The organism is Paenibacillus xanthanilyticus, from assembly GCF_042682185.1.
GTDB classification, from domain to species: domain Bacteria; phylum Bacillota; class Bacilli; order Paenibacillales; family Paenibacillaceae; genus Paenibacillus_Z; species Paenibacillus_Z xanthanilyticus.
In genome coordinates, this window is record NZ_JBHUHA010000002.1 from 2,508,721 (window position 1) to 2,531,863 (window position 23,143).

The 23,143-nt window shown below is 59.0% G+C and carries 17 protein-coding genes and 1 riboswitch; of the genes, 5 read left to right on the top strand and 12 right to left on the bottom strand.

All coding sequences use genetic code 11. From position 1 onward, the window contains the following. Nucleotides 1-101: 101 nt before the first annotated feature. From ACFSKT_RS28580 to ACFSKT_RS28620, 9 genes are all read right to left on the bottom strand, one after another. Nucleotides 102-926, bottom strand: a complete 825-nt coding sequence (locus tag ACFSKT_RS28580; RefSeq protein WP_377719156.1) for an alpha/beta hydrolase family protein — start codon at nt 924-926, stop codon at nt 102-104. A 76-nt stretch (nt 927-1,002) separates the two neighbouring features. Then, nucleotides 1,003-1,695, bottom strand: a complete 693-nt coding sequence (locus ACFSKT_RS28585) for a DNA alkylation repair protein (protein WP_377719157.1) — start codon at nt 1,693-1,695, stop codon at nt 1,003-1,005. A 178-nt stretch (nt 1,696-1,873) separates the two neighbouring features. After that, nucleotides 1,874-2,839, bottom strand: a complete 966-nt coding sequence (locus ACFSKT_RS28590) for an ABC transporter ATP-binding protein (protein ID WP_377719158.1) — start codon at nt 2,837-2,839, stop codon at nt 1,874-1,876. A gap of 17 nt (nt 2,840-2,856) precedes the next feature. Then, a complete protein-coding gene (locus ACFSKT_RS28595) occupies nt 2,857-3,840 on the bottom strand; it encodes an ABC transporter ATP-binding protein (protein WP_377719159.1) in 984 nt (327 codons plus the stop codon). A gap of 14 nt (nt 3,841-3,854) precedes the next feature. Further along, nucleotides 3,855-4,799, bottom strand: a complete 945-nt coding sequence (locus ACFSKT_RS28600) for an ABC transporter permease (RefSeq protein ID WP_377719160.1) — start codon at nt 4,797-4,799, stop codon at nt 3,855-3,857. 4 nt (nt 4,800-4,803) lie between these two features. Beyond that, a complete protein-coding gene (locus ACFSKT_RS28605) occupies nt 4,804-5,733 on the bottom strand; it encodes an ABC transporter permease (protein WP_377719161.1) in 930 nt (309 codons plus the stop codon). Between the two features lie 112 nt (nt 5,734-5,845). Then, nucleotides 5,846-7,528 (bottom strand): peptide ABC transporter substrate-binding protein, encoded by a 1,683-nt coding sequence (locus ACFSKT_RS28610; protein ID WP_377719162.1) that lies wholly within the window; start codon nt 7,526-7,528, stop codon nt 5,846-5,848. A 559-nt stretch (nt 7,529-8,087) separates the two neighbouring features. Beyond that, entirely contained in the window at nt 8,088-8,846 is a 759-nt protein-coding gene (gene cobA, locus ACFSKT_RS28615; protein WP_377719163.1) for a uroporphyrinogen-III C-methyltransferase, read from the bottom strand. 21 nt (nt 8,847-8,867) lie between these two features. Further along, nucleotides 8,868-9,695, bottom strand: coding sequence for a uroporphyrinogen-III synthase (locus ACFSKT_RS28620; RefSeq protein WP_377719164.1), 828 nt, complete (start codon nt 9,693-9,695; stop codon nt 8,868-8,870). A gap of 829 nt (nt 9,696-10,524) precedes the next feature. Between ACFSKT_RS28620 and ACFSKT_RS28625 the strand changes: the two genes are divergently transcribed. After that, on the top strand, nt 10,525-11,760 hold the full coding sequence (locus ACFSKT_RS28625; protein WP_377719165.1) for a nitrate/nitrite transporter: 1,236 nt from the start codon (nt 10,525-10,527) through the stop codon (nt 11,758-11,760). A gap of 249 nt (nt 11,761-12,009) precedes the next feature. Here ACFSKT_RS28625 and ACFSKT_RS28630 read toward each other — a convergent pair whose 3' ends face one another. Beyond that, nucleotides 12,010-14,406, bottom strand: a complete 2,397-nt coding sequence (locus ACFSKT_RS28630) for a putative bifunctional diguanylate cyclase/phosphodiesterase (RefSeq protein WP_377719167.1) — start codon at nt 14,404-14,406, stop codon at nt 12,010-12,012. A gap of 79 nt (nt 14,407-14,485) precedes the next feature. After that, nucleotides 14,486-14,576: riboswitch (cyclic di-GMP riboswitch) on the bottom strand. A 122-nt stretch (nt 14,577-14,698) separates the two neighbouring features. After that, nucleotides 14,699-15,343, bottom strand: a complete 645-nt coding sequence (gene mobA, locus ACFSKT_RS28635) for a molybdenum cofactor guanylyltransferase (protein ID WP_377719168.1) — start codon at nt 15,341-15,343, stop codon at nt 14,699-14,701. Nucleotides 15,344-15,423: 80 nt separating this feature from the next. Here mobA and rocD point away from each other — a divergent pair, with 80 nt between their 5' ends. Beyond that, nucleotides 15,424-16,716, top strand: a complete 1,293-nt coding sequence (gene rocD, locus ACFSKT_RS28640; protein WP_377719169.1) for an ornithine--oxo-acid transaminase — start codon at nt 15,424-15,426, stop codon at nt 16,714-16,716. An 83-nt stretch (nt 16,717-16,799) separates the two neighbouring features. Here the strand turns inward: rocD and ACFSKT_RS28645 are convergent, their stop codons facing one another. Beyond that, nucleotides 16,800-18,458: a glutamine--tRNA ligase/YqeY domain fusion protein gene (locus ACFSKT_RS28645; RefSeq protein WP_377719170.1), complete on the bottom strand. Its 1,659-nt coding sequence runs from the start codon at nt 18,456-18,458 to the stop codon at nt 16,800-16,802. A 279-nt stretch (nt 18,459-18,737) separates the two neighbouring features. Here ACFSKT_RS28645 and ACFSKT_RS28650 point away from each other — a divergent pair, with 279 nt between their 5' ends. Genes ACFSKT_RS28650 through ACFSKT_RS28660 form a run of 3 tightly spaced genes read left to right on the top strand, consistent with a single transcriptional unit; the run spans nt 18,738 to nt 22,940 of the window. Continuing rightward, a complete protein-coding gene (locus tag ACFSKT_RS28650) occupies nt 18,738-19,247 on the top strand; it encodes a MarR family winged helix-turn-helix transcriptional regulator (protein ID WP_377719171.1) in 510 nt (169 codons plus the stop codon). Nucleotides 19,248-19,263: 16 nt separating this feature from the next. Beyond that, nucleotides 19,264-20,991, top strand: coding sequence for an ABC transporter ATP-binding protein (locus tag ACFSKT_RS28655; RefSeq protein WP_377719172.1), 1,728 nt, complete (start codon nt 19,264-19,266; stop codon nt 20,989-20,991). Continuing rightward, entirely contained in the window at nt 20,988-22,940 is a 1,953-nt protein-coding gene (locus ACFSKT_RS28660) for an ABC transporter ATP-binding protein (protein WP_377719173.1), read from the top strand. Before ACFSKT_RS28655 ends, ACFSKT_RS28660 begins: the two co-directional genes overlap by 4 nt. Nucleotides 22,941-23,143: the final 203 nt, after the last annotated feature.

The following is a 23,143-nucleotide window of genomic DNA, read 5'->3' on the forward strand; positions in this document are numbered from 1 at the left end:
CGCGCGCCCTTTCTTCTCCTTTCTCCCCGTGCGCAAACCGTTCATTAACACAAAAATCCCCCGCGCGGCTGCGTCAGCCTGCACAGGGGATAGCTGTCGATCTAAATCGTCCACAAGCTCCAGTCCGAACGCCGTTTGCCCAAGGCATCGATCCACCGAAGCGTAATATCGAAGGTTTGGTCGCGCGCCGCCTTCGAGGAGAAGGTATGGTCGGCTTGCAAAATGACTTCCTTGTCGCAGCTGCCTTCCTTGCGCAGCCAGAACATTTTCTGATAGAGGAAGCAGTAGTCTACCGGAATGACCGTATCTGCCGTACCGTGTACAATCAGCACGTCGCCCATATAGCCGCGAAGCTCCGTCAGCGGCTGATATTCAGCCAGCGAATCGGTGAATCGCTTCGTCAGCTCATAATGCATATGGTCGCTCTTGCCCGTCAGTTCGATCTCTTCGATCGCCTTCGTGCCGATAATATTCCGAATATCCATGTACGGGTGCGCAACGGGGGCCCACATGACAAGCGACTTCACCCGCGCGTCGCGAGCGGCCGTCAAGACGGCTACCGCGCCGCCCAAGCTGTGCCCCAGCAGGATGATGCGATCGAGATCGACCAGATCGAGGCCCGATACGTAATCCAGCACCGTGCGGGTCTGCTCGATCAGCACGTCCAAGCCGCCGCTGCCGTAATCGCCCGTGCTCTCGCCGCAGCCGCCGTAATCGAAGCGAAGGACGAGATACCCCTGCGCCGTCAGACGCTCGGCCGCTTCGACGAACAGCCGGTCCGTGCCGATCCGGTTGCCGATGAAGCCGTGGCAGATGACGACGATCGGGTATTTGCGCATACCGCGCGTCTCTCTATGAAGATCGGGATACTGCAGAACGCCGGAGAGCTGCACATCGCCGCTTTGAATCGTAATCGAATGGTTCATCGTTGCGCACCACCTTATATCCTATAATTCACACCAATTTACTTGGTATTAGGATAGCACGGCTGCGCCACTGCCGTCAATCGTCAATTGCATCCTGTCCGCGCAGCCACTTCAACGCTTCGCGCGCGCTTAGCGACGAGAGCGGCACCTCCGCCACCAATCGCGACACGCTCGCGGCATCGGTCTTCGAGTATTCCCGCAGCGCCCAGCCGATCGCCTTGCGGATGAAGAAATTTTCATGACCGGCAAACCGGCGGACGAGCGCGAACAGCAGCTCCCGGTCCGTTCGTTCCTTATAATGCAGCTGAAACAGCAGCGCGCTCCGATTCAGCCACATATTGTCCGACTCCGCCCACTTCGGGACATATTCGCCAACGAGGGCCGGATCGCGCGCGAACATCGAACCTGCCAGCTTGCCAGCGAGCATGTCGACCGTATCCCACCACGACTTCGTCGTGATTAGCCGTTCGATGAGCGGCATGCGCTCGGGCTGCGCCTGCTTGAGCCGCTTCTCCAGCAGCAGCATGGCCGTATATTGGAATTCCCGCTGCGGCAGCGCCCACAGCTCCTCCGCCACTCGAAGCAGCTCCTCTTCGCCGGCCGGCATGCCGTGCTCGGCAAGGAACGCCCGCGTCAGCGCCACGCGCTCCGGATTCTTCAAGCCCAGAAACGGGAATTGATCGCGCATATAAGCCGCCATCGGCGCGGCTGCCGCCGGGTCGGCATGGCTGCTCAGCCGGTCGACGAGCAGCATCGTATAGGGCAGCATAAGGAACCCTCCTATCCTTGATACGAGCAGTGTAGCGGAAATACGGCTGCCGAATCAAGCTTGTCCGTGTTCGATCGCGCGCAAAAAAAGCGCCGTCCACGGGCAATGTCATGAAGTGAAGGTTAACCTTCATGACATTGTCCCAAGGGACGACGCTTATGATCATGATGATTGAAGCTTACGCGTAGTGGCAAGCCGCAAAGTGGTTCGGCTTCACTTCGCGCAGCGCCGGCACCTCGGAGGCGCAGCGCTCCGTCGCAGCCGGGCAGCGCGTGCGGAACGGGCAGCCGCTCGGCGGGTTGACCGGGCTCGGAATGTCGCCCTTGAGCACGATCCGTTCCTTCTTCGCTTCCACGTCCGGATCCGGAATCGGAATCGACGAGAGCAGCGCTTGCGTGTAAGGATGGCGAGCGTCGGCGTACAGTTCTTCCGCGTCCGCGAGCTCGACCATTTTGCCCAGATACATAACCGCGACGCGGTCGGAGATGTGCTTGACCATCGCCAGGTCATGCGCGATGAACATGTACGTCAAGCCTTTGTCGCGCTGCAGATCCTTCAGCAGGTTGACGACCTGCGCCTGGATCGACACGTCGAGCGCCGAGATCGGCTCGTCGCACACGATGAAGCTCGGATCGACCGCAAGGGCGCGGGCAATCCCGATCCGCTGGCGCTGACCGCCGGAGAATTCGTGCGGATAGCGGTCCGCATGCTCGGGCTTCAGGCCGACGACGTCGAGCAGCTGCTCGATTTTGTAGCGAAGCTCCTTCCGGCTGCCTGCCAGATTATGAAGCTTGAACGGTTCGGCAATAATACTCTCGACGGACCAGCGCGGGTTCAGCGACGCATACGGATCTTGGAAGACCATCTGCATATTGCGGCGCGCCGCCTTCAGCTTGGAGCCGCTCATCTTGTAGATGTTCTCGCCGTTGAAGAGCACGGAGCCTGCCGTCGGCTCGTACAGCCGGAGAATGGTGCGGCCGGCGGTCGATTTACCGCAGCCGGACTCGCCCACGACGCCGAGCGTTTCGCCTTGGCGAATGCTGAGCGACAGGTCGTTGACCGCCTTCAGCGTGCCGCCCCCGACGTTGAAATATTTTTTCAAGCCATCGATTTGGATAAGTGCATCAGACTTGGATTTGCTCACTTGCGTTGCCCTCCTTTCTATACCACTTGGTTCAGCCAGCAGCGGGAAGCGTGGGTCTCGCTATGACGCGTGATCTCCGCATCCTGCTCGGCGCAAATTTTCATGGCGTCGCCGCAGCGGTCGCAGAATGCGCAGCCGATCGGCGGGTGCATCATGTTCGGCGGCGTGCCGTCAATCGGAATGAGCGGCTCATCCTTCGGCTGGTCCAGACGCGGGAGCGAACGGAGCAAGCCGCGCGTATACGGATGCTTCGGATTTTTGAAAATCTCTTCCTTCGTGCCTTCCTCGACGACTTTGCCGGCGTACATGACGATTACTCGGTCGCACATGTCGGCGACAATGCCGAGATCGTGCGTGATCATGATGATCGACGTGCCCAACCGATGCTGCAGATCTTTCATCAGCTCCAGAATTTGCGCCTGGATCGTCACGTCGAGCGCGGTCGTCGGCTCGTCGGCGATGAGCAGCGTCGGGTCGCAGGCCAGGGAGACCGCGATCATCGCGCGCTGGCGCATGCCGCCGGAGAATTCGTGCGGATACTGCGCGTAGCGCTGCTCCGGATTCGGCAGGCCGACCAGGCGCAGCATCTCGATGGCGCGTTCCTTCGCTTGCTGTTTATTCATCTTCTGGTGCTTGATGAGCACCTCGGTAATTTGCTTGCCGATCGTGATCGTCGGATTCAGGGACGTCATCGGGTCTTGGAAGATCATGCCGATCTCCTTGCCGCGAATGGCTTCCATCTCCTTCTCCGACTTCTTCAGGATGTCTTGTCCGTTAAACATGATCGAGCCGCTCTTGATCTTGCCCGGCGGCGTCGGAATCAGACGCATGATCGTTTGCGCCGAGACGCTCTTGCCGGAGCCGGATTCGCCGACGATGGCGAGCGCTTCGCCGCGCTTCAGATCGAACGTGACGTTGCGGACCGCTTGGACGACGCCCCCGCGGGTGTTGAACTGCACCTCGAGGTCTTTCACGGATAATACCGTATCTTGTTTACTCATGTCCGTCACCTCCGTTACACCTTCATTTTCGGATCGAATGCGTCGCGCAGGCCGTCGCCGAAAATGTTAAACGCAAGCATCGTGATCGTGAGCAAGCCGGCTGGGATCAGCAGCTGCCACGGGTAGTACTTCCATGTCTTGATCGCGTCGTCGATCATAACGCCCCACGAAGCGGCTGGCGATTGCACGCCAAGACCCAGGAAGCTGAGGAATGCTTCGGCGAAAATCGCCGACGGCACCGACAGCGTCAATGTAACGATGATCGGTCCCAAGGAATTCGGAATCAGGTGGCGGAGCAAAATATGAAAGCCGCCTGCGCCCATCGAACGAGCCGCGAGCACGTACTCCTGATTTTTGAGCTGCATAATTTGTCCACGGACGATCCACGACATGTTGATCCATCCGGTTATTGTCATCGCCAAAATGATCGTCCACATATTCGAACCCAATACGACGCTGACCAGGATAACGACCAGCAGGTATGGAATCGCGTAAAGGACTTCGGAGAAGCGGTTGAGGACTTCGTCGACCTTACCGCCGAAATAGCCCATCATGCCGCCCATCAAAACGCCAATCAGCAGGTCGCCCAAAGCGGCAACGAGACCGATGGTGAGGGAAATTTGAGCGCCTTTCCAAGCGCGGGACCACAAGTCGCGCCCGAGACTATCTGTGCCGAACCAGTATTCGCTGGATGGTGCGAGATTCTGAGCGTCCAGGTTGTTGGAATAGTAGTTGTGCTCGGTCATCATCGGACCGAAAATCGCGAAGAAAATAATAACGAGCAGAATGCCTAGCGAAACCATTGCCCAGCTGTTCGTGTAGAGGCGGTAAAGAATCTCTTGACCAGCAGAGCGACTCTTGGAACCGGACTCGACGACGTCCTTGGGCCGTTTTTCGAGTTTGGCGAATTTGGCGGGATCGATCGTCCCTTTGTTCGTATCCATGTTTGTCGTTTGCATGGCCTCAGCCTCCTTTTTTGGAAATTTTAATGCGCGGATCAATAAGCGCGTAAGCGATATCCGTTATGAAACGAGAGAACATCAGAATTGCCGCATAGAAGAGCGTGATCCCCATAATGAGCGTATAATCACGGTTCGAAACACTGTCTGTGAAAAATTTCCCAAGGCCGGCGATTCCAAAAATGGATTCGACGACAACCGAGCCGGTGATGATGTTGGCCGTCATGGGACCTACATAGGAGACGACCGGAAGCAGACCATTGCGCAGCGCGTGGCGGATGAGGATCGTCAGCGAGCCGAGACCTTTCGCTTTCGCCGTACGGATGTAGTCCGCGGACAGCACTTCGATCATGGTCGAGCGGGTCAAGCGGGCGATAAAGGCGATCGGAAGCACGGATAGCGCTATCGTTGGAAGCACGTAGTCCATCGGTCCGTGCAAGCCGGCGACGTGGAACCAGCGGAGCTTGTTCGCGAAATAATACTGCGCTAGCGTCGCGAGCACGAAGTTCGGAACGGCGATGCCGAGGGTAGCGAACAGCATGATCAGACGATCGATCAGTTTGCGGTTATACAGCGCGGCGATCAAGCCGACCGCGATGCCGACGACAACCGACACGACGATCGCGACTAGACCGAGCTGCAGCGAGTATTTGAACGAACGCGAGATGATATCGACGACGCTCTGGTACTGCTGACGCATGGACATCCCCAAGTCTAGTTGAAACAGGTTCTTCAAGTAAATGAGGTATTGATGCCAAAGAGGCTTATCAAACCCGTAGTATCTGATCAAGTTCTCGCGCACGGCCGCCGGAACGTTCTTCTCCTGCATGAACGGATCGCCCGGGATCGCCTTCATGAGGAAGAATGTTGCCGTTGCCAGGACAAACAGCGAAAGCAAGATGTTAACCGACTTTCTTAGCACATAACGGAACATGATCCACCACCTCCCATTCAGATTATGAAACGTAGAAATACGTAGGCAATGTCATACGACGTCACCTACGTATTTCCACTAGCTTGTTCGAAGAAGGATCGGTTCCTTCTAATTATTTCTCAATGTATGCTCTCGTGTAGTCGATATCGCCTTTGTAGTCGATCGTTACGTTCTTCACGTAAGGCTTGACCAACGTATTGACGGACGAGTAGAAGATTGGCATGATCGCCATGTTGTCGCCGATCAGGATTTTCTCGGCTTTCGCCATTGCGTCTACGCGAGCTTGTTGGTCGCTAGTCGCATAAGCTTCTTTAACGAGCTTGTCATACTCTGCGTTGCTGAAGCCCGTGTCGTTGTTGCCGCCTTTCGTGATCCACATGTCGATGTACGTCATCGGATCGTTGTAGTCGGCGCCCCAACCTGCACGTGCAACGTCGTATGCAAGAGACGTACGGTTTTGCAGGAAGACTTTCCATTCAACCGTTTGCGTTTTGACCGTGATGCCCAGGTTCGTTTTCCACATGTCGGCGATTGCTTCCGCTACCGCTTTGTGTGTGTCGCTCTCGTTGTAGGAAAGCTCGAATTCTGGAATAGCTGTCATGCCTTCTTCTGCAAGACCTTCTGCAAGAAGCTTCTTCGCTTCCGTTACGTCTTCTTTGAAGTATTCTGTCGTGACTTCGTCGCGGAAGTCGCCGTTTACGCCGTGGATGCCTGGTGGCACGAAGCCGTAAGCCGGGATTTCATTACCTTTGGTCACTTTCTCTACGATCGCTTTGCGGTCGATCGCCATTGCAAGCGCCTTACGAACTTTTACGTTGCTGAAAGGCTTCTTCGTGTTGTTGAAGTTGTAGTAGTACGTGCTCGCCTGCGGCTGGGATACCAGCTCAGGGTTTTTATCTTGGATCAGCATAGCCAGCTGCTCGGTCGGGATTTGACCGGTTGGCTTACCGGACCAGTCAAGCTCGTCCGTTTCGTACATGTTGGACTCCGTACTAGCGTCGGAGATCATAACGAAATGCACTTTCGACAGTTTGATGTCGCCTTTGCCGTAGTAGTTCTCGAACGGAACCAGATCAATGGAGTCGCTGTGCGCCCACGATGCAAGTTTGAAAGGACCGTTGGATACATACGTTTCTGCTTCTGCCGCCCAAGCCGGGTTAGCCGATACGACGGCTTTGTTCACCGGATAGTACGTATAGAAGGAAAGCAGGCTCTTGAAGTAAGGCGTCGGGTTTTTCAGTTCGACTTCAAGCGTCGCGTCGTCGATTGCTTTGACGCCGACTTGGTCGACCGTAGCGCCTTTGCCCGTGTTATATTCTTCTGCGTTCTTGATGTAGTACAGTTGGTAAGCGTATGGAGCCGGTGGGTTCAGGTTCGGATCCAGCGTACGTTTCCAGGAATACTCGAAGTCGTGCGCGGTTACCGCGTCGCCGTTGGACCATTTGGCGTCCGGACGGATTTTGAACGTGTACTTCAGACCATCTTCGCTTACTTGGATGTCTTCAGCCATCGCATTAACGGCTTCGCCGTTCTCCATGCGAGTCAAACCTTCGAACAGGCCGGACATAACCGTCGACGATACTTGGTCCTGCATCAGAGCCGGATCAAGCGTTGGCGGCTCCGCGCCCAGGTTCATGCGGAATACTTGTTCAGCGCCCCCGCTGTTGCTTGCTTCGCCTGCGTTCTCGCCGGCTGTGTTGCCGCCAGTGTTACCGCTGTTGTTGTTACCGCAGCCGGACAGGATAGCGACCGTTGCCACGACGAGCACGAGCAGCAATGTTAGCTTTGCTTTCATCAACCTTACACCTCTCTCACGAGTTATACGTGGAATTATATCAGCCTTACATAGATGTGACAATAGAATCTTAGAAATTTTCATTTCTTTTGATTCATAATCCCTTTTAATGGGAGTTAATGTCACTATCATGTCAGGTTTTTTCTGTCTTTTAATAGACAGAACTGACATTTTTAACCACTAAATTGTGCGAATTAACTGCAAACGCTTACTGATATATATTACACTTTCGCCCAATGAAGAGCAATATATTTTTTTTAGCAAATAGCCCCAAAGTAACAGAAAGTTAATAATAATCAGATATTTAATGTAATTTACTGTAAATTTTAATTCGGAATTTTGTCACAGTTTGTAATTTCACGGCGAATCCTTCGTAAAGTTATGCAATGTAATGCATATTCATGTACATCCACACCTCCGCATCGCCCCTTGTTTTACACCTTACAATTCGCCACTTTATATATGCCCCAACGCCGCAAGAAATAAAAAACAAAAGAACATGGTTCCCCCAAGAGAACCATGTTCATGCCTTGCCATATGCAACTGCGCTGCAGCACGCTCATCCGATCACTTCTTCTACCTTGCGCCAAGCCAACTGATCGCGCATATGGACGACCGGTCCGACGACGATCGCAACCGGGCTCTTCAGCGCCTTCGCCGCGGGATCGTCCGTAACGGCGTTCAGCGTGCTGACCACGACCTGCTGGCCTTTGCGCGTGCCGCTATGAATGAGGGCAATCGGCGTCTCTCCCGACTTGCCGCTCGCCATCAGTCGTTCCACGATCAGGGGGAGCGCCGCAAGCCCCATTAGAATAACTAGCGTCTCCGCCCCGGCAGCCCACGCCCAATCGACGCTCGCGCGATCCTTCTCGGCCGACTCGTGGCCGGTGATGACCGCGAACGACGCGGCCAGCGTCCGGTGAGTAACCGGAATGCCCGCATAAGCCGGAGCCGCGATGCTGGAGGAAATTCCCGGCACCACTTCGAACTCGATGCCAAGCTCCACCAAATGGAGCGCCTCCTCGCCGCCGCGGCCGAAGACGAACGGATCGCCGCCCTTGAGCCGGGTTACGGTCAGCCCCCGCATCGCGCGGTCGGCAATGAGCGCGTTGATCTCTTCCTGCTTCAACGTATGGTGACCGGACGCCTTGCCGACATACAGCAGCTCCGCGTCAGCCCGGGCTTCGTTCAGCAGCTCTTCGGCGATCAGACGATCGTAGATGAGGACGTCGGCCTCCCGGATCGTCTCCAGCCCCCGGATTGTGATGAGCTTGGGATCTCCCGGCCCCGCCCCCGTCAGGTATACTTTTCCGAACATGACGCTTTCCTCCCCGCCGCCTTAGTCAGCCGATTCCTCGAATGCCTGCCGGTCGAAATATTTGCTCATGGCGACAACCATGCTGCCCATTCGCTCCTCTTCCGGATAGAGCACCCGCGAGATGCCTTCCTCCGCGAACGATTCCGCCGTCACCTTCCCGACAGCAACGGCCAGCACGCGTCCCTCGAACGCCGCCTTCAGCGCCGCGAGTCGTCCCAATTCGTCCGCCTTCTGCATCAAATAACGCACCTGCGGGGTACTCGTCGCCGCCACCGCGTCGACTGCGCCTGCAATAATTTCTTCAATAAAGGCGTCTACGCCATCGCCTTCCGGCGGTATATGACGGTAAGGCAAAATTTCCTCGCAAGCGGCGCCCCGCTCGATGAGCCGATCAATGATCTTGGGCGCGGGATCGCCGTACAATTGCAGCGCCACCGACGCTCCGGCCAGGTCATGAGCCTCCATTTCCCGCAGCAGCCCTGCCGTCGTACCGTCATTATCCTTGACCAGCGGCGCAAGCCCCAGCTTCCTCAGCGCGTTCACCGTCTTGTAGCCGCGCGCGGCAATCCGCGTTCTGCCGAGCATACCGACGAAAGCCTCTCGCTTGCCTAAGCTCTCCGCCGCCTGCAGCAGCGCCTCCGTCCCCACGCCCGTCGTCAAAATGATCCAATCAGGCGGCTGGTCGATCAACCGCTCCAGCTGCCCCTCGAGCCGGGTATCGTCCAGGAAGACCGTGCCCTGCGTCGGCCTTATTACGGCGCGCCCGCCAAACTTCTCGATCATCCGGCTAATCTCGTCCGCCTTCCGCGGACCGGTGACGGCGATTGTTACCCCTTCCAGCTTGGACATCGGACTCCACTCCCTTTGTCGATCTCGGTTACGCCCGCCCGCCGCAAGGCACGACGCGAGCATGAACGTCCCAAGATCCATCTCTTTCCTTGCAGCCAAACCATGCGTCCATTCAGTGAACCCATTATCACACCTGAATCTAAGCCAGGCAAGAAGCGTGGCCATCAATTTTTCTTATATAAAATCCGGCACGGCCCGGCTTGCGCCGACCCTTGCGGCAATTGTTTCCTGGTTATCCCGAGTATAAGCCCGCCGATTATTAAATGTCAACAATCTTGACATGATGTTCTCGCTTTATCATTGTGAATGATTCACATATTCGTCTAAATCACGTCTTTTTTCTCACGTCCGGCGCATTTGCGTTACCTTAGGTGACGGTCGTTGCCTTCTTTTTTCGTTGTTTCCATTGCCGTTTTTGCTTTGCAGTCCTTTGATTTTAGGCAAATTATTGTGAACTTATGCTGATGTTTATTGCGTTCAGGGCGGGTTTTGTGAACTTTCGATAATTTATATGGCTTCCACCTCTACATTGGCGGCAATCATTAGAATACATCCACAAATTTTTATGTCAGGATAGTTGACACGTAGCTGCATCACACCTATAATTCAATATGAACACAACGATGTGATTCAGATGGAATGAATCGCGCTTCGCACAACGATGTGCTAAGCCGCCCGGCAACGACGCCGCATTGCAGCTCCCAAGGCTGCCATGCGGCTTTTTTTGATCCAAACCCAGCTTGATGAGAACCCAAACACAAAGAGAACGAGGGGCAGCACGACCAAGTACGCGGGATAGGAGTCCCATACGTCGAGAGGAGAGATTCGAATGGCAGATCAGAAAGGTTTTTTAAAGAGCGGGCATACCCCGTCCCTGTTCAGCGCGTTTTTGTACTTTGACACCAGCTTCATGATTTGGGTGCTGCTCGGGCCGCTTGCGGTCATCATCATGAACGATTATCCGATGGATGCGGCGCAGAAAGCCAATCTCGTGGCACTGCCCATCCTCGGCGGCTCAATTCTTCGCCTGGTGCTCGGGTACTTCACGGATGTCATCGGACCGAAGCGCACCGGCCAGATCGGCATGATTCTGACGATGGTTCCTCTCGTCTGGGGCTGGCTGTTCGTTAACTCGTTAAGCCAGCTGTATATCGTCGCCCTGCTGCTCGGCGTCGCCGGCGCGTCCTTCGCGGCCGCCCTGCCGCTCGCCAGCCGCTGGTACCCGCCGCAATATCAAGGTCTCGCCATGGGCATCGCAGGCGCAGGCAACAGCGGCACCGTCTTCACGACGCTGTTCGCCAACCGCATCGCCCAGCATTACGGCAGCTGGGAAGTCGTCTTCGGCCTTGCTCTCATCCCGATCGCCATCGTGTTCATCGTCTTCTCGCTGCTCGCCAAGGACAGCCCGAACCAACCCGCGCCGCGCAAGCTTTCGGATTACGGCGCCGTATTGAAACAGCGCGATACGTGGATGTTCTGCATTTTGTACAGCGTCACCTTCGGCGGTTTCGTCGGCCTGTCGAACTATCTGACCATTTTCTTCAACACGCAGTACGGCCTTGACCCGGTCCGCGCGGCCGACTTCACGACGATCTGCGTCATCGCGGGCAGCTTGTTCCGTCCCGTGGGCGGCTGGCTGGCCGACAAGCTCGGCGGCATCCGGATGCTGCTGCTGCTGTACGGCTTCGCGGGACTCATGCTCGCTTGCATCTCTACCCTGCCTAGCCTCGGCATCGTCACCGCGCTGCTGTTCGCCGGCATGATGGCGCTCGGCATGGGCAACGGCTCCGTCTTCCAGCTCGTTCCGCAGCGGTTCCAGAACGAGATCGGCATCGTGACGGGCATCGTCGGCGCGGCAGGCGGCCTGGGCGGTTACTTCCTGCCGAAAATACTGGGTTCGCTTAAGCAGTCCACCGGCTCTTACGGACCGGGCTTCCTGATCGTCAGCGGCGTGGCGCTGGCTTGCGTGGTCCTCATCTTCATCATTCAAGGTTCGTGGAAGCGGTCGTTCCTGGACAATGGCGGCAAAGCCCGTGCCAGCTCCTCGGCCAGCATCGCATCTTAAGGGAGGGGCGCGCCTATGGAAGCATTCGACGCGATCGAACCGTTCGAATGGCTGGATGCCGTGGATTGGTGGGGCACCACGGCCGACACGAGCTCCATCTCCACGGCGCCGGGCTATTCGGCTCCGGCTCCGACTCCGGCTCCGGCTGTGGCCCCGCAGCCCGAACCAAGTTCGCCATAGTTGCTTGATCCATATAAGCCAAAGAAGCGCTTGAGCAGCCCCTCCCAGGGACTGTCCAAGCGCTTCTTCTTATGAGATCGCGGGCGGCGCGGTCTTTGCGCCGCCCGCCTTCAGATGATAGGCGATCTCCAGGGCATTCATCGGCATGCCGATATGGTAGCCCTGCAGCTCCCGGCAGCCGAGATCACGCAGCAGCTCGAGCTGTTCCTCCGACTCGACGCCTTCGGCGATGACCTCCTTGCCCAGCTGCATCGCCATCTCGACCAGCATGCGGACGATGACGTAATCCTCCCTGGATTGGGCGATACCGCGCACGAGCGAATGGTGCAGTTTAATGTAGCGGTACGGGAACCGGTTCAGCATGCTGAGCGAAGAGTAGCCGGAGCCCACGTCGTCGATGCCGAGCGTTATGCCAAGCCCCATCAACGCCTGGCATACCTGCCGGGTCCGTGCCATATCGGTAATCATCGTGCTTTCGGTAATCTCCAGCCGAAGCGTTCCCGGCGGCACTTCGTAACGCGCCAACAGCGCCTCGATCCGCTGCGCGAACCCCGCCTCCCGCAGCTGCTGCGCCGAGATATTGACCGTTACCGTCATGCCCGGGCGGGCGCACTGCTTATCCAGCCAGACGCGGATTTGCTTCACGACCTCCTCCAGCACCCAGCTGCCGATCGGAATAATCGCCCCGCTCTCCTCGGCGAGCGGGAGGAACTTGGCCGGCGCCACACGGCCCAGCTCCGGCGAACACCAGCTAAGCAGCGCCTCCAAGCTCGCAGTCTCCCCCGTGCGGGCATCCACCTGGGGCTGATAGTGCAGCTCGAACTGCCTCAGCTCTAGCGCCGTGGACAGGCCCTGAATCAGCTTCATCTGTTTCTGGGCCTTGATGTTAAGCTCGGGCGTGCAGCGATGGTACCGGTTGCGGCCGCCTTGTTTGGCCTCGTACATCGCCGTATCCGCTTGACGGATAAGCATTTCGACCTCCTGGCCGTCCTCCGGCGCGATGACGATGCCGACGCTGGCCGATACGCTATAGAAGCTGCCGCGCAGCTGCATCGGCTCCACGAGCATCCGGAGCAGTCCGCCCGCATAGTCCGCGGCTTCGGCATCCTCCTCCCGCACGGGAAGCAGAATCGCGAATTCGTCGCCTCCCAGCCGGTAGGCGCTTGCGCCCGCGGGAAGCGATTCGCGCAGCCGATCGGCGACTTGCTTGAGCAGCCGATCCCCCGCGCTGTGACCGAGCGTATCGTTAATCCACTTGAATTGGTCCAAGTCGATCAGCAGCAGCGCCAGGCGGTTCTCTCCCGCTAACGCGCGCGTCAGCTCTTCCTCGATCGCGGCATAGAATTTACGGCTGTTGCCCAGTCCGGTTAGCGTATCCTCGTAAGCCAGTCTGGCCAGCATCCGCTCGGCATTCTTCCGTTCGGTCATATCAATGACGATGAAGAAAGCGAGCTGCTCCTCTTCCGTCTCCATAAATTCGCCGATTAACTCGACATCCATGACGCGTCCGGCTTTATTGACGATTTCCAGCTCCATCGCAAGCGGCGTCTGTGTTTGGAACGATTGCCGGTAAGCCGCCAAGAACGCCTGGTTCACGCCGAACAGCTGCGACAGGCACAGCCCCTCGATCAACTCGTCGTCCTTCACGCCGGCAAGCTTGCGGAACGCGCTGTTAGCTTCGACGACGCCCCCCTTCTCGTCGAGGACGACGGTGCCGTTCGGCGACAGCTCGAACACCAGCTCATACCGTTTGCCGGCGAAGGAGAGCAGATCGTATTTCATCATCGACTGCCGGATCGCGAACACCCAGACCAGCACGCCATACGAGGAGACGAAATCAAAGACGCGCTGCCCGCCCTGCTCGAACGCGGCGACGATCAGCAGCCCCCCGCCCAGCAGCAGGCCGACAAGCAGGCACCCCGCGAGAATAATCCGAATGCGCTGGCTCTCCTTCTGCATCCATCTCTTCCCCGCCGTTCGCCTGCCCGCCCGCGCGAGCAGGATGTACGCGCCAAGCAAACAATAACAGACGAGCACCACCTCGAGGGCAATGAACGAGCCGCTGAACTGCTCGACACGCCCGACCGCCCGCTGCTCCATCGCAACCGCATCCGGGTCGGACACAAGCGGCACAAGCCCTATCGCCGGGAACAGGCAGATGACGTGCATCCAGAGCTTCCGAATGCCGAGCTTGCTGACCATGACAAAGAAATACAGCGCCGCGGTCATTGTCAGAAAGACGGCCGGGAACTTCATGAACCGAAGCGCTTCGTAGGCCGCCTCGTGCGGCAGCGCGGCGAACAGAAAGTCGCCCAGGAATACAAATCCCAGGAAAAAGAATAAGGCGGAAGTGACCCAATGAAGACGATTGCCCGGATTGCGGGCGACGATCTCGACCGCCAAGCAAAAGATAAGCAGGAAGGGAAGCAACTGATTGAGAACGGGGAAAAACAGCGAGGTGGACAAAAGAATCAGCTCCCGATTAAGACGATTGGCGCGAAGTACAGGAAACCCCTGGGCTTCAAGGTTTCGCGTCAAGCCTTAAAGCGGCAGCTGGCTGGCATCGGTTCATCGTTCGACCATTAGCCCCTCTAGCTTTGCGTCGTGCGTTTTCACGCAGTTTGCTTTTCTCATATTCGGTATGCGGTTAGGTTACTTTAGGTATATAGTCCTGATTCTTTTATATCACGAGCTTTCTGCGATGTCTACACGCCGACCTGCTATGGAGGACATGTAATAATTGGTAATTCTGTCACGGCTATACGCCGTCAGCATACCGCTTCAGATAGTCACCGTACGCCTCGGGCGTGTTCAAATTCAGGAAAGCCGCCGTTTCTTCGGGCGAGATATCCACTTCGTATGCATCGAGCTCGCCGAGCAGCTTCATCACGCGAAGATCACCGGCCGCCAGCGCCCGTTCGATTCGCGGCGCGGTGCGCGTATGATAGAGCGCGTGGAAAGGCTGCCGAGGCGCGGTGACGACATCCGGCCCCGCGTCGCCGCGCTTCCCCCGAGCGGCGACGGCCGCTTCCATCCGGCGCAGAAGCGGCACGGACAGCACAGGCATATCACAGGCCATCACGAAGACATAACCGGACGGCAGGCTGGATAGCCCGGCATGCAGACCGGCGAGCGGACCGTTCCCCGGATAGACGTCCCGAACGTATTGCACCCGCCGCGCGACCGGGCTATCTTGCAGCAGGCCTCGATAGAGCGCCTCGCGTTTTTCGTCCGCGACGGATATCGCGATCGGGCCGCATCCTTCACGCGCCATGCCTTCCGCCAGTCGGACGAGCAGCGGTTTGTCACCAATCAAGAGCGCTGCTTTATCCGTTCCCATCCGCGAGCTTAGGCCGCCCGCGAGGATGAGCCCGCTTCCGCCAAAGCGGTATTTCTCCTTCATTTTCGCATCAAACCCCTTCCTGCCGATTCATGCATCCCTCCCGCCTTCGCATATGCATACATGGAAAGGGGGAGTTGCCCATGTCCGAAGAACATGCTTCTCATTCCGACGCGTCTCGCAGCGCGACGAGCCGCTCCAGCCATACCATCGCGCGGACGGAGCGATACAGCGCGCGCAACTACCATCCGCTGCCCGTCGTAATCGCCGAGGCCGAAGGCGCCTGGGTGACCGATCCGGAGGGCAACCGGTATCTCGACATGCTCAGCGCCTACTCGGCCTTGAATGCCGGCCACCGGCATCCGCGCATCATCGCCGCGCTGAAGGCGCAGGCCGACCTCGTCACGTTAACTTCGCGCGCCTTCCATAGCGAACCGCTAGCCGCCTTGTGCGAGCGGCTGGCCGCCTACACCGGCAAGCCGCTGGCGCTTATCATGAACAGCGGCGCGGAGGCGGTGGAGACCTCGCTGAAAGCCGCTCGCCGCTGGGCCTACCGAGTAAAAGGCGTACCGGACGGCGAAGCGGAAATCATCGTCTGCGACGGCAATTTCCACGGGCGGACGATTACGGTCACGTCCTTCTCCTCAACCCCCGAATACCAAGCGCATTTCGGGCCGTTCACGCCAGGGTTCAAACTCGTCCCTTACGGGGACGCCGAAGCGATCGAACGCGCCATCGGTCCGAATACGGCCGCCGTGCTGATCGAGCCGATCCAGGGCGAGTCCGGCATCGTCATTCCGCCGGACGGCTATCTGCGCGCGGTGCGCGACATCTGTACGCGAGGGCGCGCGCTCCTGATCGCCGACGAGATCCAGACCGGCTTCGGCCGTACCGGCCGCCGGTTCGCGTGCGACCACGAAGACGTCGAGCCCGACCTGATCGTCCTGGGCAAGGCGCTCGGCGGCGGCGTGCTTCCCGTCTCTGCCGTCGTCGGCGGCCCCGAGACGCTCGGGCTGTTCGAGCCCGGCTCGCACGGCTCCACCTTCGGCGGCAATCCGCTCGCCTGCGCGGTGGCGCTCGCCGCGCTGGCCGTCACGGAAGAGGAACGCCTGGCGGAGCGGTCGCAGTCGCTCGGCGCCTATATGCGCGAGCGGCTCGGAGCCATCGTACACCCGGACATCGCGCAGGCGCGCGGTCGCGGCTTGTTCATCGGCCTGGAGCTGCGCGTGCCGGCCCGCCCGTATTGCGAGCGGCTCATGGCGCTCGGTCTGCTGTGCAAAGAGACGCACGAGCATACGATCCGCTTCGCCCCGCCGCTGACGATCAGCCGCGAGGATCTGGACGTGGCGATCGCGAAGGTCGAGCAGGTCTTCGCCGCAGCCGACGTTGAGGCCGCGGAGGATGCCGATGTCCCGGATGATGGCGAGCCCGTTTGAGCCCGATACAAGCCGGACGCTCACCAAGCGCGTTCCGCTAGCGAAAAAAGGTACGGCCGACTGGCCGTACCTTTTCGTTGTCGTTAGCCTTTCGCCGGATCGAACGAGCTCTTCAGCGACACGATGCGATTGAAGACGATGCCGCCTTCGCCCGACAGCTTCGGATCGACGTTGAAGTAGCCGTGGCGGAAGAACTGGAATTTGTCCTGGCCTTGCGCGTCCTTCATGTTCGGCTCGACGAAGCCTTCCAGCACCTCGAGCGAGTTCGGGTTCAGGCGCTCCAGGAATGGACGGTCGTCGTTATCGCCGTCGACCAGCAGCGGCTCGAACAGGCGGAACTCCGCCTTAATCGCCTGCGACGCCTCCACCCAGTGGATCGTCCCTTTGACCTTGCGGCCCGTGAAGCCCGATCCGCTCTTCGTCTCCGGATCATAGGTGCAGCGCAGCTCCGTCACATTGCCGTCCGCGTCCTTGATCACTTCTTGGCACGTGATGAAATACGCATGCTTCAGGCGCACCTCGTTGCCCGGGAACAGACGGAAATATTTCGCCGGCGGGTTCTCCATGAAGTCGTCGCGCTCGATGTAGATTTCGCGGGAGAACGGGATTTGGCGCGTGCCCATCTCTTCGTTCTCGGCGTTGTTCTCGGCCTCGAGCATCTCGACTTGGCCCTCCGGATAGTTCGTGATGACCACCTTCAGCGGCTGCAGCACCGCCATCGTGCGCAAGGCCTTCAGCTTCAGGTCTTCGCGGATGAAATGCTCCAGCATCCGCTCGTCTACGACGCTGTACGCCCGCGCCACGCCGATCTCGCGGCAGAACGCGCGGATCGCCTCCGCCGTGAAGCCCTTGCGGCGCAGACCGCTGACCGTCGGCATCCGCGGATCGTCCCAGCCGTCCACGACGCCCTCGTCAACGAGCGATTTCAGATACCGCTTGCTCATAATCGTGTTCGTCACGTTCAGCCGCGCGAATTCGTATTGATGCGGCGTCGATTCCATCTCGCACTCTTGAATCGCCCAGTCGTACAGCGGACGATGATCCTCGAATTCGAGCGTACAGATCGAATGCGTCACGCCTTCGATCGCGTCGCCGAGCGGATGCGCGTAGTCGTACATCGGATAGATGCACCACGCGTCGCCCGTGCGGTGATGATGGGCGTGCGCGATCCGGTACAACACGGGATCGCGAAGGTTGATGTTCGGCGACGCCATGTCGATCTTCGCGCGAAGGACGCGCTCGCCGTCTTTGAACTCGCCCGCCCGCATGCGGGCGAACAGGTCGAGATTCTCCTCGACGGAACGGTCGCGGAATGGGCTGTTCTTGCCCGGCTCGGTCAGCGTGCCGCGCGTTTCGCGGATTTGCTCCGCCGACAAATCGCATACGTACGCTTTGCCTTTTTTGATCAGCAGTACCGCGCGCTCGTACATTTCCTCGAAATAATCGGAGGCGAACCGAAGCTCATCCCATTCGAAGCCGAGCCAGCGCACGTCCTCCTGGATCGCGTTCACGTATTCGGTATCTTCCTTGACCGGGTTCGTGTCGTCGAACCGCAGGTTCGTCCGGCCCTTATATTCATCGGCGAGCTCGAAGTTCAGACAGATGGATTTGGCATGCCCGATATGCAGGTAGCCGTTCGGCTCCGGCGGGAAACGGGTCACGATCTCGCTTACCTTGCCGGACTTCAAGTCGGCTTCGACGATGTTCTTGATAAAATTCGAAGATGATGTCTTGTTCTCCACTTCGACCAATCCTTCCGGCGTAAATTTCTATCCTACTATAATACACAATTTTCCGGGAGATTATAAATAGGGAGTTCCGCGAACGCAGGAAAAGTCAGCTCTCACTCCGGCATAAGGCGTATTCAAATACGCCGTACGTCCGTCCCAGGACCGATTGACGCGAATCATTTTAGAGATATACAATTAGGTTACCTAAGTAAATAACACGCCGACAGCAGACGAACGCCGCCGGACACAAGTTAGGCGTTCACCTGCAGTCCACGCAAAGGAACGATGTCCATGTACACCGAGAACGACGCCGACGCCCTTGCCCTGATTCGGGCCTTCCGACAGCTCCGCCACATCAACTGGCGCGGCCAGCACGCCATCGAGGGCTACACGCCCGGAGAGACGATGCTGCTGTTCTGCGTCCGGCGCAGCCAGCAGGATAACCCGAATGGACTGAAGCCATCCGAGATCAGCCAGCATATGCGAATCGCCACGCCTTCGGTGACGCAGATGGTCAATTTGCTCGTGGCGCGCGGGGCATTGGCGCGCACCGCCGACCCGACCGACCGCCGGGCGGTCCGCATTACGCTGACCGGCGAGGGCGAGCGCGTAACCGAGCTCGCCCATCAAGCGATGCGCCGCGGACTCGAGGGGCTCCTGCAGCACCTCGGTCATGATCGCGCGCGGCAGCTTGTCGATTTGCTCGAAGACGTCTTTCAGTATTACAGCGCGCAAGCCGCGGCAGAGACGGACGCTCCCTCCTGCGAAAGCGGCGCCCCAGATCCCAAACCATCCGAATGAAGGTGAATCCAGCGCCATGTTGAAGCTATTCCGTTTTATGAAGCCGTACCGCACGGCCGTTATTTTCACGCTCGTCCTCGTGTTTCTCCAAACCTTGTCCGACCTGTATCTCCCGACGCTGATGGCCGACATCGTCGACCGCGGCGTCGTGACCGGCGATACGGGCTACATCTGGCGAATCGGCGCGCTCATGCTCCTGATCGCCGCGCTGGGCGGCGTCTGCGCGGTCGGCGCCAGCTACCTGTCGGCCAAGTCCGCCGGCGCGTTCGGCCGCGATCTGCGCAGCCGGGTATTCGCGCACGTCGAGCAATTCTCGCTGAACGAATTCGACAAAATCGGCACCGCCTCGCTCATCACGCGGACGACGAACGATATTACGCAAGTGCAGATGGTGCTGACGATGCTGATGCGCGTCATGGTCATGGCCCCGCTCATGTGCATCGGCGGCATCATCATGGCGATGTCCAAGGACGTGAAGCTATCCTTCGTCATCATCGGCGTCGTGCCGGTGCTGGCGATCATCATCCTCGTCGTCGTCATGCGCAGCATCCCGCTGTTCAAGTCGATGCAGACGAAGATCGACAAGCTGAACCTGGTCCTCCGCGAGAACCTGACCGGTATCCGCGTCATTCGTTCCTTCAACCGCACCCGTCACGAACAAGCGCGGTTCAACGCGGCGAACGAGGATTTGACGCAGACCGCCATCGCGGTCAACCGGCTGATGGCCGGCCTGATGCCGATCATGATGCTCGTCATGAACCTCGCCAGCATCGCGATCATCTGGTACGGAGGCAAGCGCATCGAGGCAGAGGGCATCGCCGTCGGCGACCTGATCGCCTTCATTCAATATGCATGGCAGATCATGTTCGCGCTCATCTTCGCCTCGATGATGTTCGTCATGGTCCCGCGGGCATCGGCCTCCGCCGTACGCATCCAAGAGGTGCTCGACATGCAGCCGGCGATTCAGGACGCGGACGCGCCGCAGTCCTTGTCCGCGCGGGCCGGCTCGGTCGCGTTCGACAACGTGACCTTCTACTACCCCGGCGCCGAAGTGCCGGCGCTCTCGGGCATCTCGTTCACGGCCGAGCCGGGCAAGATCACGGCGATCATCGGCGGCACCGGCTCCGGCAAGTCCACGCTCATCCATCTGATCCCGCGCTTCTACGACGCCTCCGAAGGCGCCGTGCGGATTGGAGGCCAGGACGTGCGCCACGCCTCGCAGGAGCAGCTGCGCGATGCGATCGGCCTCGTGCCGCAGAAGGCGCTGCTCTTCACCGGCACGATCGCGGAGAACATCCGCTTCGGCAAGGAGGATGCCACCGACGAGGAGATCCGCCACGCGGCCGCCGTCGCCCAAGCATCCGACTTCATCGGCTCCATGCCGGAAGGCTATGATTCCGTCCTCGCCCAAGGCGGCACGAACGTCTCCGGCGGCCAGAAGCAGCGGCTCTCCATCGCCCGCGCGCTCGTCCGGCGGCCGTCCATCTACCTGTTCGACGACAGCTTCTCCGCGCTCGACTTCAAGACGGACGCCAAGCTGCGCGCCGCGCTGAAGACCGAGACGGCGGACGCGACGCTGATCATCGTCGCGCAGCGGGTCAGCACTGTCATGGACGCCGACCAAATTATCGTGCTCGAAGAGGGCAAAATCGCCGGCATCGGCACGCACCGCGAGCTGCTGGCGGACTGCGAGGTTTATCGCGAGATCGTCATGTCGCAGCTGTCCGAGGAGGAGATCGCATGAGTGAACAACAACGCGGCGGCGCGCCCGGACCCGGCGGTCCGAGCGGCGCAGGCAAACCCGGCCAAGGCGGCATGGGGCCCGGCAGCTTCGGCTTCGGCCCGGGACGCGGCGGTCCGGCCGGCATGGGCATGCCGGTCCAGAAGGCGAAGAACTTCAAGGAGACGCTGCGGCGCCTGATCGGCTACTTGAAGCCGTATCGCGGCAAGCTCCTGGTCGTCTTCGTGACAGCCGTGCTCAGCACCGTGTTCTCGATTCTCGGCCCGAAGATCATGGGCGAGGCGACGACCGAGCTGTTCGCAGGCTTGATGGGCAAATCGGCCGTCGACTACGGCTATATCGCCGATATTCTGCTCGTGCTCGCCGTCCTGTACGTCATTAGCGCCTTGTTCGGCTACATTCAGCAGTACGTGATGGCCGGTGTCGCCCAGCGGACGGTCGCCAGCTTGCGCAAGGACGTGAACGAGAAACTCGAACGCTTGCCGCTCAAATTCTACGACTCTCGCACGCACGGCGAAATTCTGAGCCGGGCCGTGAACGACGTCGACAACATTAGCAGCACCTTGCAGCAGAGCTTGACGCAGTTCATCACTTCGATCGTCACGCTCGTCGGCGTCGTGGTGATGATGCTGACGATCAGCCCGCTGCTGACGCTGATCACCATCGTGACGCTGCCGCTCAGCTTCATCGCGATCAAGGCGATCGCCGGCAGGTCTCAGACGTATTTCAAGGACCAGCAAGCCTCGCTCGGCGAGCTGAACGGTCACGTTGAGGAAATGTACACCGGCCATCCGGTCGTCAAAGCATTCGGTTATGAGCGCAAGTCCGTCGCCATATTCGACGGCGTGAACGAGCGGCTGTACCAGTCCGGCTGGCGGGCGCAGTTCGTCTCCGGCATGATCATGCCGATCATGGGCGTCATCGGCAATATCGGTTACGTGCTCGTCAGCGTCGCCGGCGGCTTGCTCGTGCTGCATCAGCGGATTACGATCGGCGACGTGCAGGCGTTCATCTCGTATTCGCGCCAGTTCGCGCAGCCGATTACGCAGACCGCCCAGATCGCCAATATTATTCAATCGACGATCGCCTCGGCCGAGCGGGTATTCGAATTGCTCGACGAGACGGAAGAGGTGCCGGAAATTGCGAATGCAATTGCCGTCGCGGCCAGCCCCAAGGCCGGAACCTCATCGGCTTCGCAAGGCAACGTTCGCTTCGAGCACGTGAAGTTCGGCTACAAGGAAGACGCGCCGCTCATCGCGGACATGAACATCGACGTCCGCTCCGGTCAGACGATCGCCATCGTCGGCCCGACCGGCGCCGGCAAGACCACGCTCATTAATCTGCTCATGCGGTTCTATGAATTGAACGGCGGACGCATCACGATCGACGGCACCGATATCACGAAGCTTGCGCGCGGCGATCTGCGAAGCCTGTTCGGCATGGTGCTGCAGGACACGTGGCTGTTCAACGGCACGATCCGCGACAATATCGCGTATGGCCGGGCCGGCGCGACCGAGGAGGATGTCGTGCGGGCGGCGCGAGCCGCTCATGCCGATCATTTCATCCGCACGCTGCCGGAAGGCTACGATACCGTGCTGAACGAAGAGGCCTCCAACATCTCGCAGGGGCAGAAGCAGCTGCTGACGATTGCCAGGGCAATACTTGCCGATCCGGCCATCCTTATCCTCGACGAAGCAACGAGCAGCGTCGATACCCGGACCGAGGCGCATATCCAGCGGGCGATGAACACCCTTATGGAAGGGCGCACCAGCTTCGTCATCGCGCACCGGCTCTCGACGATCCGGGAAGCCGATCTGATTCTGGTCATGAACAAAGGCTCGGTTATCGAGCAAGGCACGCATGTAGAGCTCCTGGCGCAAGGCGGCTTCTATGCCGACCTGTATCAGAGCCAATTCAGCGGAAGGCCGCAAGCGGCGATCGACGCCGTATAGCTCCCCTGCCCAACGCGATACCGCTGCTCCCCCTCCCGCTCAACGAGCGAGTCAGGGGGAGTTTTTTTAGATGCCGCAGAAACCAATAAGCCGATAACCCCTACGACGCGTTCATTCCAGCACTCCACGAATCGCCGCCGTAAGACCGCAAACCGCTATGCACTCACGATTTCCTAAATTTTATTTCGCATTTAGGTCTAACG